Here is a 12,880-nt window from a genome sequence, read left to right as displayed (position 1 = left end):
ATCCTCGCGGAGCATTTTATATTTCATAGGACGCAATTTCCTATGAAATATAAAACGGCCCTTGGAAAGCGCTCCTGTTTGCGTTTCCCAAGGGTCGTTTTTATGTGGCTTACCCAGTCATCAGACTTTAAACCGGTATCCAACACCCCATATCGTCTCAATATACTGCGGTTTCGCCGTGTTGAACTCGATCTTCTCACGGATCTTCTTAATATGCACGGTAACCGTCGCGATATCTCCCAACGACTCCATATCCCAGATCTCGCGGAAGAGTTCTTCCTTGGTAAATACATGGTTCGGGTTCTGTGCTAAAAAGGTCAGCAGGTCAAATTCCTTCGTCGTGAAGTTCTTCTCCTCGCCGTTGATGTAAACGCGGCGGGCAGTCTTATCAATCTTGAGTCCCCGGATCTCGATGATCTCGTTTTCCGGCATACCGCTGCCGATCAGGCGCTCATAACGCGCCAGATGCGCCTTGACACGCGCCACCATCTCGCTCGGACTGAATGGTTTCGTGATATAATCGTCCGCGCCCAGTCCCAGACCGCGGATCTTGTCAATATCGTCCTTTTTCGCAGATACCATGATGATCGGTGTGTTTTTTACTTCCCGGATCTTCTTGCAGATCTCGAAGCCATCGACCCCTGGTAGCATCAGATCAAGAATCAGAAGGTCAAAATCTTCCTCCATGCCGCGTTTCAGTCCCGTTTCTCCATTATTTTCTATCTCAACCTCAAAACCAGAAAGCTCCAGATAATCTTTTTCCAGCTCTGCAATACTCTCCTCGTCTTCTACGATTAATATTCTGCTCATCTGTGAATTCCTCCTGCTGTTTTTATTTAAACGACCAAACTTCAAATCACTATGCCCCGACATACTTGCGCAAAACGAAATGGATCTCCGTTCCGATGCCTTCCTTGCTGGTCGCCCAGATGCGTCCGCCGTGATCTTCGATAATCTTCTTTACGATCGAAAGCCCGATGCCGCTGCCGCCCTTGGACGAATTTCTCGACGAATCCGTCCGGTAGAAACGGTCGAAAATATACGGCAGATCTTTCGCCGCGATTCCCTTTCCGTTGTCCTCGATGATGACCTGGATAAAATCGCCGTCATCCTTGATGCGGATATTTAAAATACCCTTTTTCTTGTCCAGATATTTGAGCGAATTTCCGATAATGTTGTTGATCACTCGCTTCATCTGCTCCGCGTCCGCGATCACGACCACATCCTCGTCCACATAGTTGAAATATCCCAGCTCGATGCCGCGCGTCTCCATATCCAGACCAACTTCCTCAACACAATCACCAAAATATTCCGCCACATTGATCTTTGAAAAGTTGTACGGAATCTTGTTCGTATCAATCTTCGAATAGAACGTCAGCTCGTCAATCAGTCGATCCATATCGTTTGCTTTATTATAAATCGTCCGAATATATTTATTCAATTTCTCAGGTGAAGAAGCCACGCCATCCTGAATGCCTTCCACATACCCCTTGATCGCCGTGATCGGAGTCTTCAGATCATGGGAAATATTGCTGATCAGCTCTTTGCTCTCCTTGTCGTACTGGAGTTTTTCTTCCTGCGATTCCTTGAGACGCAGACGCATCTCCTCAAAATCCTGGCAGAGCATTCCGATCTCATCTTCATCATCCACATCGAGCGTAAAGTCCAGATTTCCATCCCGGATCTGCTTGGTCGCCTCCTGCAGCTTGTGCAGCGGACGCAGCAGAGAACGGTAGATCCACATGATCAGCAGACCGCCCATAAAACTGATGATCAGCACGCCGAGAAGCAGCATCTCTCCGAGCAGCGCCTTGATCTCCGGCACATAATCCCCGACGTTCGTCACGATGAACACACTGCCCTGTGAATCATCTGAAAACCGGAAATCGATCTGTTTGACCAGATGCTGTTCCTCGCCATCCATGTAAATACTGCCTGCCATACTTCCCTGATCACCGTACGGCGCCAGCCGTTCGCAGAGCTCGCGTCCATCCTCGCTTCCGCAGAATGTGATGTTCTTGCCCTTGCGGATGACCAGATACGAATATTTATCGCGCAGTTCTTCATTGACCTTGTTCAAATAAGCCGGTTCTTCAAATAAATCTGTATTTTCCCCGACTGCCTCGCGGATCTCCTCCTGGATTCCCTGCGTCAGCCGGTTAAACACCTGTGTCTGATTGCCGGAGAGCAGATCGATCTGCTCCGACAGCCCGTATGTTTTCTGAAACAGATGCTCCTGATAGTTTACGAGTCCGAACGCCGCCACAAATATGAGCACAATCGGAACGACCGTAATCGTCACAAAAGCAATCGCCAGACGTGTGCGTATCTTCATCCTATTTCCTCCAGTCATTGCCCGGTCTGATACCAGATTGCCCCTACAAAAATCCTCCCGCAAAACTGCGTCGGACTTCTGCGCTTTTGCTCCTGATATCTTCCACAAATAGTGTATCATATTTTGCAGATTACGTCTCTAAAAGTATTATAAATAAAAAAGCATGTGCCTTTTTGTATAATAAAAGAGACTGCCGCAAAAGCGGCAGCCCCCTCGTTCTGATTTTATGATTTTTTACGGGCAGATATCCCAGCAGCGTTTCCTACTCTTACAGATACGCCTTTAATTCATCCACCTTATCCAGCTTCTCCCACGGAAGATCCAGATCGTCGCGGCCGAAATGTCCGTATGCAGCCGTCTGTTTGTAGATCGGGCGGCGCAGGTCAAGCATCTTGATGATGCCAGCCGGACGCAGGTCAAAGTGCTTGCGGATCATCTCAACCAGCTGATCCTCACGCAACTTGCTGGTTCCGAATGTATCTACCATGATGGAGGTCGGCTGTGCAACACCGATCGCATAGGAAAGCTGAATCTCACATCTGTCTGCCAGTCCGGCTGCTACGATGTTTTTCGCAACATAGCGGGCTGCGTATGCAGCAGAACGATCCACTTTTGTGCAGTCTTTTCCGGAGAATGCGCCGCCACCGTGACGCGCCATGCCGCCGTAGGTGTCCACAATGATCTTACGTCCGGTCAGGCCGCTGTCTCCGTGCGGACCGCCGATAACGAAACGTCCGGTCGGATTGATAAAGAATTTTGTATTCTCATCAACCATCTCTGCCGGCAGAATCTCGTCAAATACATATTTTTTAATATCCTTATGGATCTGCTCCTGGGTTACTTCCTCGTCATGCTGGGTGGAAAGAACCACTGCATCCAGACGGGATGGTTTGCCGTTCTCATCGTACTCTACGGTTACCTGTGTCTTGCCGTCCGGGCGCAGGTATCGCAGGGTTCCGTCTTTGCGGACCTTGGTCAGCTGGCGTGCCAGTTTGTGTGCCAGATAAATCGGATATGGCATATATTCATCCGTTTCGTTGGTCGCATAACCAAACATCATACCCTGATCGCCGGCACCGATTGCCTCCAGCTCCTCGTCGGTCATCTTGTTCTCTTTTGCCTCCAGCGCTTTATCAACTCCCATCGCGATATCCGGGGACTGCTCATCCAGTGCCACGATCACGCCGCAGGTATCACAGTCAAAACCGTATTTCGCACGGTCATAACCGATCTCACGGACGGTATTGCGGACTACCTTCTGGATATCCACATAGCCTTTCGTTGTGATCTCGCCCATAACCATAACCAGACCGGTTGTCGTCGCCGTCTCACAAGCCACACGGCTCATCGGATCCTGCTCTAAGAGCGCGTCCAGAATCGCATCGGAAATCTGATCACACATTTTATCCGGATGTCCTTCGGTTACTGATTCAGATGTAAAAAGTAATCTCTCCATATTTCCTCCTTTGATAAGTTTGTCGTAAGACATAAAAAAAGTCCGCAGCAACACGGACTTGATTATCTCGATCAACTCCTCTTATTGCTCGATAAACCGATCTCCCGGTTCCTCGCTCAGGCTGGCACCTTCCGTTCCCTGCTGAGACCAATTTTCAGTCCCATGTAACGGGGTTGCCGTGACTTCATAGATCCTTTGTATCTCCATCACTCTGAATAAGGGATATATACGAACTTTTTAATTGTTAAAAGTTTCAACAGTACGATAACATACTCCGCGGTGTCTGTCAAGCAATATGTGACACCGCATTCTTTTTTATCAGCCCACTTTGAGTCTGAACTTCTGCGCCTCTTTCTCGGAATCGACTTTCTCGATCACCGCGCCAAGTCCCTGCAGCTTCTTCTCAAAATGCTCATAGCCTCTCTGGATATAACCGATCTCATCGACAGTCGTATATCCTTCCGCTGCCAGCCCCGCAATGACCAGGGCAGCGCCTGCGCGCAGATCTGGTGCCTCCACCTGTGCTCCAGTCAGCTTCTTCACGCCGGTAATGATCGCGGTATTGCCCTCAACCTTGATGCGTCCACCCATGCGGGCAAGTTCGTCCACATATTTAAAACGGTTTTCAAAAATACTCTCGGTCACTACACTGGTTCCCTCTGCCAGTGCCAGTGTCACGGTGATCTGCGGCTGCATATCAGTCGGAAATCCCGGATACGGAAGTGTCTTGATATCGGTATGCACATGGCTCGGGCGTCCCACAACACGAACCGCCTCATCAAACTCCGTCACCTCACAGCCCATCTCGATAAGCTTCGCAGAAATTGCTTCCAGATGCTTCGGAATGACATTCTGTACCATCACATCGCCGCGGGTGATCGCTGCCGCACACATAAATGTACCTGCCTCGATCTGGTCCGGGATGATCGAATATTCGGTTCCATGCAGCTTGTGGACGCCGCGGATGCGGATCACGTCGGTTCCGGCACCCTTGACATTGGCTCCCATGCTGTTTAAGAAGTTCGCCACATCGACGACATGTGGTTCTTTCGCCGGATTCTCGATGATCGTCTCGCCCTCTGCCAGCGTCGCTGCCATCATGATATTGATCGTCGCGCCGACCGACACCATATCCAGGTAAATATGGGTACCAACTAAATCAATCGCATGTGCGAGCACCGCGCCATTTTCCACCTGTACTTTCGCGCCGAGGGCACGGAAGCCCTTTAAATGCTGGTCGATCGGACGGCTGCCGATGTTGCATCCGCCCGGAAGCGGAACCTGTGCGCTTTTATACTTGCCAAGCAGGGCGCCAATAAAATAGTAAGAAGCTCGGATCCGGCGGATGTACTCGTCATCCACATGGATCGCATGAATCCCCTTCGCATTGATGCGGACAGTGTGCCGGTCAATCCGGTCTACCATCGCGCCAATCTCCGAAACAGCCTCCAGAAACACGTTGATATCACGCACGTCCGGCAGATTTTCTATTAAAACATCCTCGTCCGTCAGAATCGATGCCGCCAAGATTCCCAGCGCCGCATTCTTCGCTCCGCTGATAGTCACTTCGCCTACCAGCGGATTTCCGCCCTTCATAATAAATTGTTCCATTCTGCACCTCAAAATCTATTATCTTACGATACTTACACGCGCCAGACGGCGCCTCAAATCTTTAATATTTTCTTAAATTTATATCATGTTATCTACATGATTATATCATAACATCTCAATTTGTAAAGCACTGGCTTTCCGTTTATTACTGTTCACGCATATGTGCCCAGTAATGGAATTTGCCGTGGCTTCGCATTTTAATACGGCAAATTCCTGCTGCCACCACGTTTTCTTACGGCACTTTCGGTTCCAAAAGGGCCTCCCCGTGAACAGTAACTTCCGTTTTCTCCTTAATTAGCAAGGAAACAGATGAAATCATTGCCTCCATTTCCCTCGAAAAATGCCGCTGCATCGTTGAGTCCCATCTTATCCGTGTAGGCAAATTCCGTGCCCGGATACCAGAGACAGGAAATGTTGTACGCGTCGTATCCACAGATCAGACCATAGCTTCCGTCTCCCAGATATGCCACCACCGGCATGCCCGCGTAGACAAAGTAGAGAATCTGGTTCAGAGTCAGCCCGCGCGCGTCGATTAACTCAGTGCCATCCGAGGAGGTCGTCTTCCCGTCCGCCATATCCGACAGATAGCGGCTGACGGTTCCCGCCATATTCTGGACGTCGCGGATCGTCTTCGCATCGCTCCGATTTGCTCTCACCCAGACAACCCGGTCATTTTCATCCGTTACGAGTCCCATGCCATCGTAAGCTGCCTGCACCGCGCTGGAAAATTCCGCATACGACCCTTTCAGGCGTCCCTCGCTGTAGGCACTGTAAATCCGCTGTGCAGCCGCGCCATTGCTCTGAAGCACAATCACATCATTTTCTTCTGCTGCCACCTGCTTCGGAACATGCACCTTCGTGCTCCGTGCCGTCTTGCCCGCATCCAGCTTGACGCAGTAGAGACGCCCCTTTGCGCTGTCATTTAACGTGCCAATTCCATCCAGCGGATCTTTCGACACTTCCTCATTGCAGACCAGCGTATCCTCCTCCATCGGCTGATAGCCGCTTCCTATCTGGCGCATCCGCGACAGATGAACCCGGCTGTCCTGAATCCGCACATCCACCAGGCTGACGCCCGGCTTCTCATAGCGGGTCTCCATCTCCATATTGCTGCCGACGATCTCGACCGCATACAGCGGAAGCCCCGTCACGCGTCCGTCCAGCGTAAGCTGCTCGTTCGGATGGGCAAGCCCGTAGACTAAGTCGGTTCCGACAAAGCCGATCAGCCGGATCACGGTCTGCTCCTGGAAGGAAATCTCATCCTTCTTGCCTGTCTCCAGATTCATGACATGCAGCTTGATCGAACGGTAAATATCCGCCCCATCCTGCCACGCAATCCGGGAGGCATCCGTGCTGACTGCAAAATTTTCCTCCGTCAGGCCATCTGCCACCACCATGTACTCTTTTCCCGTCAGATCGACACTGTAAACCGCATGGTTCATCAGCACATACAACGTCTGCCCGCCGCTTAAGTAGCACAGCTGGTTGATATCCTGGCGCAGGTTGCCGTAATCGGTCGATGCCGGCAGATACAGCCGCTCTGTCAGGGCATTTCCCGCACTCTCATAGCGGTACAGCGCGATTCCCGTCGTTCCCTCGTGGTTACCGCGGCTCATATAGCCGTACACGGCAAAATCAATCTGGCCTGCCTCGCTCACATCCAGAATCTTGATTCCGTAGGTATCATAATTGACCCTCGTATCATTCTCGCTCTTGCGGAACGCAAATACCTTTGTGCTCTCTTTTTTTCCTGTATCATAAATCCAGAGCGCCCGGTTTGCCACAAAGGCACGGTATTTCCCCGCTTCATCCTGCATCGACTGCAGATCCTCCGCATCCGAAACCCCCAGCTGAATCCGGTCGCCAGAATAGGCGCTGCTCTCCCCCGTAAAAATCTGGTCCGCGCGGCGGTCATAATTCATCATGTAGATGCGCTGTGCGCCCAGCTTCATCGTGAAGCTCTCGATCACATCGTAATAAGCAGCCGCCTTGCCATCCTTCATCTCACTTACAACATACTTTAAATCGATCGTCCCAATGATGCCCTGCAGCTCCCGCAGATGAATTTCCGGTTCGCTGACCCGCTCCATCGAAAGCCCTTTCCAGGTCAGCTGGCTGAAATCGCTTTTTAACGTCACATGTCCCAACGAACTGTTGTCCGCATTCGGATCCGTCTCCAGATAGGTCGTCAGCTCCCTCGCTGAATCATAATCAAACGTCTTTTCAGAAAAGGACACCGCCAGATCGACCATCTCCTGCACACGGCTCTCCTGCTGCCACATCACGCGCGTGTAAAAATAGATCGCCGGGTGCTTTTCCGTCGTGATCGCAATCGTTAAGCGGTATTCGCTTTCCTCCGTCAGAAGGTTCTGGATCGGAAGCTCCGCAGAAACCTCTTCCCCTGACTGTTCCCAGTGGTCAAGCGTTGTCCGTTCTACCAGACGTTCGCCGTCCAGACTGCGGATCTCATACTGCATCCCCGTAATCTGGGAGTCCAGCTTGTCGATCGTCACCGACAGTTTCCGGTCTGCCGGAAGCAGCGTCAGATCCCCGCGTCCAGCCGCTTTCTGGCTGTCCTCCACGAAACCGTCCAGCTCGTTCATCCGCCGCCCCAGAATATTCACATAAGCGACTGGAAGGTTCGCGTCCTCAATCGAAGTATAGACTGCCCCATCCTCCCGCAGCTGCATCCAGGACCAGGTAAAATAACCGGCTACTGCCAGCACAAATAAGATCAGTAAAATCAGTATCTTTTTCAGGTTTTTCTTCATATATCAAATCAATTCCTTTTATCGCTCCACCATACCAGTTCCGTATCTTCACAGGTACAGGAAAATCTACCCGCCGAACTGTTTCCGTTTTGTCATGCACGCCAAAAACTGCCGCAGGCACCCATCTGTCCCGGCGGCAGCCTTTGTTTCAGTATAACACAAGCAGGCTCCAAATTCCAGAATTTCTATGATTTGTAAGAACTCCGATTGTGTTACTGTTCACACATACGTGCCCAGTAACCCGATTGTTCTTTTTCCAAATCGGTAAAATTCGTTGTCACAACTGGATGTTACCGCATTTTAATTCAAAAAATTTACACCTGAAAATTGCAATTTCAGCACTTCCGACACCGTCTTCGCTCCTGCAGCTCATTCATTAATAAAACCTGAAGAAAATCCTGAAGCGGCGCTCCCCACGGATTCCCCGGTCTCCCCGGGCGCGATCCCGGCGGCGGGGGCGGCGGTCCCCACGGATTCCCCGGTCCTCCCGGGCGCGGTCCCGGCGACGGGGGCGGCGGTCCCCACGGATTCCCCGGTCCTCCCGGGCGCGGTCCCGGCGGCGGGGGCGGCGGTCCCCACGGATTTCCCGGTCCTCCCGGGCGCGGTCCCGGCGGCGGACTCCATGGACGGCGCTCCTGCGCGGTCAGATTCGGCTCATCCGCCTCCCACACCATATATCCAGCGTTTCCGCCCTTCTGTTCGCCCCGAAGTGGTCCATACCATACATCATTTCCAGGAAGATGCGGCTGTATGCTGGTTCCCGCCAGATTCTCTTCTCTTTCTCCACCAGGAGAATCTATTTTCAGGGAATTTTCCACCATCGCCGTTCCTTCTTCTGTGGATACGGTGCCCACGTCCGCCGCCTTTATATAGGTCGTCAGTGTATCCGTCCTTTCCGTTGCAGCCGGATAAACCTTCTGCCATTTTTCCAGTGCCCGTTTTGTCAGTTTTTCCAGAAAGATCCGATCCGGATATTCATCATAGATGGGACTCCCCTCATACTCCAGCTCATCACAGACCGCTTCCACGCAAAGCTGCATCTGCTTACATGCAGCCGGATAAAGACTCTTAAAATATGCAAAATCCTGCATCGGACTGCCATTCCCCCTTAATTCAAGGCTTACATGGTATCCTATGCAGGATTTATGCGTATCATGTTATTCTCACGTACCGTTTTTCACGTTATCCTCTGCACAGCCGAATCAACTGTTCCTCAAATTATCAAAACAGTTTTTCCGGGTACACGCCCTCACGGATCAGCGCCCGGATCGACTCCGTCACGCTCTCCTTATCCTCACGGTAGGTCACACCAAACCAGCAGTCGTGCGTCTCCAGAAGTTTCACCCTTGCGCGCCCGTCGTGGATCATCTGATCGATGATCGTCGGAAGCAGGTACTCCGACTTCACGTCGCCCTCTTTCAGCCCCGCAAGAAACTCTGGAAATCCTTTTTCCAGCTCCTCCACAAAGCCCGGTGTGAGTCCCCACATATTCATCGATACATGCTGGTTCTCCTGAACCGAAACCGGATTCCCCTCTTTGTCCGTCGCCGTCATGCCGTCCGCTGTCTTCTGGATATTGTAGGTTTCGGTTACGCGTTTTAAAATCTCTCCCTCGCCCACCTCACAGACGCCGCGTGTCACGCCGCCGTTCTCGCTGAGCGTATTTGCCAGAATAAAGCCGCCCATGCAGATATCATACACCGGTGCGTTCACGTCCATCTGTTCCACCATGTATGTATGAATCTTTCGGAACACTTCTTTTCCATAATAATCATCCGCATTGATCACCAGGAATGGCTCTTCGACCAGTCCGCGGATGCTCAAAATCGCCTGTCCAGTTCCCCACGGTTTTTTCCGGTCTGCCGGGACACTGAATCCCTCCGGTACATCCGAAAGCTCCTGGAATGCGTATGTCACCGGCGCAATCTTCTCAATCCGGTTCCCGATCACTTCTTTGAAGTCCTCCTCCAAATCATGACGGATCACAAAGATAATCCGGTCAAATCCAGCTTCCAGCGCGTCATGGATAGAGTAATCCATAATGATCTCCCCATTCGGACCCACCGGCTCCAGCTGTTTGATCCCTCCGCCAAAACGGCTTCCGATTCCGGCTGCCATAATGACAAGTGCTGTTTTTTTCATCTTCCCTCTCCTCGTCCGTATATTTGCTGCCATCTGAACATTATGTAAACAACAACATTTTTACTGCAATCGTATGTCCAGTATAGCACAGAACCCCTGTGGTTGCAATCATCCACAGGGGTTTCCATTTTCCCAACAAGGTATCATGGTTACCGTTCACGGGTAGGCACTTTGGGAACCGAAAGTGCCGTAAGAAAACGTGGTGGCAGCAGGAATTTGCAGTATTTAAATGCGAAGCCACGGCAAATTCCGTTACTGGGCACGTATGCGTGAACAGTAACTATCTGGGAGCACTTAATGGAACAGCGCCGTCACATTCGCCACTTCCTCCGCTGCCGCCGCACGCGTCAGGGACGATAAATCATAGAAGCAGTAACCGCTCACCTGTCCGGTTGCCCGTCCAGCCTGCACCTCGCGCTTCATGATATCATGATACCGCTGCCACTCCGGCACCTCGTTGCCGTCCACTGCATCTGTTCCGGTCTTATAGAGCGCCAGACCGACATACAGCTTCACATTGCCCTTCTTTTTCAGCGTCACCCACTCATTCAGGCAGTTTGCAAACGCATAGCCCGCTGCCTGGCCGTTCTGCTTCGCCTCAAATCCCCAGTAAATCTGCGGCATCAGGTAATCCACATAGCCGCTCTGGGTCATCCACGCATCCACATCTGTAAACTGGCGGGTATCTTTTCGGAGGTTCTGTAAATATCCCTCCGGGCTGATACCGAACAATGCCTGCGGACGGATCGACTTGACCGCACTGTAAACGCCCCTTACCAGCTCATTGACATTATTCCGTCTCCACGCCGCCACACTCAGCAATGTGCCGCCCGCCTGGTACTCCGGATAATCAAACCATGTTTCCGCCTTGCTGTCATCGAGATTCGGATAGAAATAATCATCAAAATGGATGCCATCCACCTCATAATTCGTCACGATCTCTTTCACACCGTCAATAATCAGCTGGCGCACCTGCGGAATCGCCGGATTGTAATAATACTCACCATTCTGGCACAATACCCACCGGTCATTCGAACTGTCCCCGTCCTTCGCCCACGCGATCGCCGGATTTGACGCACACAGATCCGAATAACGGTTCAGATACCCCGTGATCCGGTACGGATTGATCCACGCATGAAGCTGCAATCCCCGCTGATGCGCCGCCTGCACCGCATATGCCAGCGGATCATACCCCGGATTCTTTCCCTGTTTTCCAGAGGCAAATTTCGACCACGGGAAATACTGTGACGGATACATCGCATCTCCATCCGGGCGAACCTGTAGGAAAACCGCATTTAACCCCTTCTGTACACAGAGGTCCAGTGTCTGATCCATCGCTTTCTTATATCCAGCCTCATCCTTCGCCCATCCATTCCAGTCCAGATACGAAACCCAGACACCTCTCATCTCTCCACTTCCAGGACTGCCGCCCGATACCGGACCCGCATACGCCTTCGAAACCGGCAGGAACAACATCCCCACCGCCAAAAGAAATGCTGCCACCCAGCCGATCGCCCTCTGTACCTGCTTTGCCATGCAAAATTCCTCCCCTCATTTCCTCCTATTCTACCAAATATTTCCAATAAATACTTTACTTTTTTCTGTCTCTTTTATTTTTCCAATACACAGGGACGAGCCCGCGAGGTCCGAACCGCCTTTCATATATCTTTGTACGCATCTTGAACACAGGTGTCCGAACAGGACGGACGCAGTCCGTCATGGGCGAACATCTGTAGTGAAAGCACGCGAACAAAGGTATATCGAAAGGGCGGTTCGAACCTCGTGGGCTCGTCCCGTCATTTTCACAACTATGTGCAAAAAGCCTCCCCTGACAGCCCTAAAGCCGCCAGAAGAGGCATTTTCATCATCACGAACAAAGCTCCCGCTTCTCCTTATAATGATGCTTCTCCTCCAGCATCATATCCTTCACCTTCATCAGGCGGATCTGCGTGCTTCTCTCATTTTCATCCAGCTTCATCGTGATATATTTGATATTTTTGCGCGCCTCCGGAATAATTACGTGTTCCAGCGCATTGACTCTCCGGCGCGTTTTCTCGATCTCGGCTGCCATGAGCTGGCAGGCTTTCTCTGTCTCGGACAGCCGCAGCATATCCGGCAGAATGTCCGCCAGCGACTTGACTGCCCCGTCCAGATCGCTCGAAGTAAACGCAAATCCATACGAGTAAATATCGTTCTCATCCGCCGTCCGGGTCTTATAATGGAACACCGGAATATCGACGCTCATTACGTTTTTCTTGTCTGCTTCCAGATAAACCGCCTGTTTCGGCGCGGCAAGCGCGGTATTTAACGCCTGCTCGGACATCCCGGCTTTAGCGATGACGAAATTCACATTCGCACTCCGGATGCCCGCCTCCACTTTCTGGCGCAACGCCATATTTTCCCGGACCAGATCCAGGAACTGACGCATCAGCTCATCCCGCTTATCCTTCAGCAGTTTATGTCCCCGCGTGGCTGTCGCCAGCTTCTTTTTCAGCCTCGTAAGCTCCATTCGGGTCGGGTTGACCTGTGTCGATGCCATGCGTACCACCTCTCTCCTGCAATCAC

9 protein-coding genes and 1 riboswitch are annotated in these 12,880 nt (G+C 51.6%); all 9 genes read right to left on the bottom strand.

Annotated features, from left to right (window positions below; all coding sequences use genetic code 11):
• Window positions 1–120 precede the first annotated feature (120 nt).
• Entirely contained in the window at window positions 121–810 is a 690-nt protein-coding gene (locus DXC57_RS06085; RefSeq protein WP_022359471.1) for a response regulator transcription factor, read from the bottom strand.
• A gap of 49 nt (window positions 811–859) precedes the next feature.
• On the bottom strand, window positions 860–2,335 hold the full coding sequence (locus tag DXC57_RS06080; RefSeq protein WP_117796521.1) for a HAMP domain-containing sensor histidine kinase: 1,476 nt from the start codon (window positions 2,333–2,335) through the stop codon (window positions 860–862).
• A gap of 268 nt (window positions 2,336–2,603) precedes the next feature.
• Window positions 2,604–3,791 carry a methionine adenosyltransferase gene (gene metK, locus DXC57_RS06075; RefSeq protein WP_022359473.1) on the bottom strand — a complete coding sequence of 396 codons (1,188 nt, stop codon included), beginning with the start codon at window positions 3,789–3,791 and terminating at the stop codon, window positions 2,604–2,606.
• A 78-nt stretch (window positions 3,792–3,869) separates the two neighbouring features.
• A riboswitch (SAM riboswitch) is annotated at window positions 3,870–4,013 on the bottom strand.
• Window positions 4,014–4,109: 96 nt separating this feature from the next.
• The gene (locus tag DXC57_RS06070; protein WP_022359474.1) at window positions 4,110–5,402 is read right to left on the bottom strand and encodes a UDP-N-acetylglucosamine 1-carboxyvinyltransferase; all 1,293 of its coding nucleotides are present in this window, start codon (window positions 5,400–5,402) and stop codon (window positions 4,110–4,112) included.
• A gap of 290 nt (window positions 5,403–5,692) precedes the next feature.
• On the bottom strand, window positions 5,693–8,173 hold the full coding sequence (locus DXC57_RS06065) for a hypothetical protein (RefSeq protein WP_118651613.1): 2,481 nt from the start codon (window positions 8,171–8,173) through the stop codon (window positions 5,693–5,695).
• A 335-nt stretch (window positions 8,174–8,508) separates the two neighbouring features.
• Window positions 8,509–9,264 carry a hypothetical protein gene (locus tag DXC57_RS15445; protein ID WP_182457228.1) on the bottom strand — a complete coding sequence of 252 codons (756 nt, stop codon included), beginning with the start codon at window positions 9,262–9,264 and terminating at the stop codon, window positions 8,509–8,511.
• Between the two features lie 130 nt (window positions 9,265–9,394).
• On the bottom strand, window positions 9,395–10,315 hold the full coding sequence (locus DXC57_RS06055; RefSeq protein ID WP_022358659.1) for an NTP transferase domain-containing protein: 921 nt from the start codon (window positions 10,313–10,315) through the stop codon (window positions 9,395–9,397).
• Between the two features lie 294 nt (window positions 10,316–10,609).
• Window positions 10,610–11,851, bottom strand: coding sequence for a family 10 glycosylhydrolase (locus DXC57_RS06050; protein ID WP_118651611.1), 1,242 nt, complete (start codon window positions 11,849–11,851; stop codon window positions 10,610–10,612).
• A gap of 331 nt (window positions 11,852–12,182) precedes the next feature.
• A complete protein-coding gene (locus DXC57_RS06045) occupies window positions 12,183–12,854 on the bottom strand; it encodes a V-type ATP synthase subunit D (protein ID WP_022358661.1) in 672 nt (223 codons plus the stop codon).
• Between the last annotated feature and the right edge of the window lie 26 nt (window positions 12,855–12,880).

Origin of the sequence: Clostridium sp. TF06-15AC (assembly GCF_003481165.1) — a bacterium.
Classification (GTDB): domain Bacteria; phylum Bacillota; class Clostridia; order Lachnospirales; family Lachnospiraceae; genus Otoolea; species Otoolea fessa.
Note: the sequence above shows the minus strand (reverse complement) of the source record. Positions and strands in the feature narration are given on the sequence as shown.

Coding starts and splice junctions, on each gene's coding strand:
- DXC57_RS06085 (WP_022359471.1), bottom strand. CDS start 810: ATGAGCAGAATATTAATCGTAGAAGACGAGGAGAGTATTGCAGAGCTG.
- DXC57_RS06080 (WP_117796521.1), bottom strand. CDS start 2,335: ATGAAGATACGCACACGTCTGGCGATTGCTTTTGTGACGATTACGGTC.
- metK (WP_022359473.1), bottom strand. CDS start 3,791: ATGGAGAGATTACTTTTTACATCTGAATCAGTAACCGAAGGACATCCG.
- DXC57_RS06070 (WP_022359474.1), bottom strand. CDS start 5,402: ATGGAACAATTTATTATGAAGGGCGGAAATCCGCTGGTAGGCGAAGTG.
- DXC57_RS06065 (WP_118651613.1), bottom strand. CDS start 8,173: ATGAAGAAAAACCTGAAAAAGATACTGATTTTACTGATCTTATTTGTG.
- DXC57_RS15445 (WP_182457228.1), bottom strand. CDS start 9,264: ATGCAGGATTTTGCATATTTTAAGAGTCTTTATCCGGCTGCATGTAAG.
- DXC57_RS06055 (WP_022358659.1), bottom strand. CDS start 10,315: ATGAAAAAAACAGCACTTGTCATTATGGCAGCCGGAATCGGAAGCCGT.
- DXC57_RS06050 (WP_118651611.1), bottom strand. CDS start 11,851: ATGGCAAAGCAGGTACAGAGGGCGATCGGCTGGGTGGCAGCATTTCTT.
- DXC57_RS06045 (WP_022358661.1), bottom strand. CDS start 12,854: ATGGCATCGACACAGGTCAACCCGACCCGAATGGAGCTTACGAGGCTG.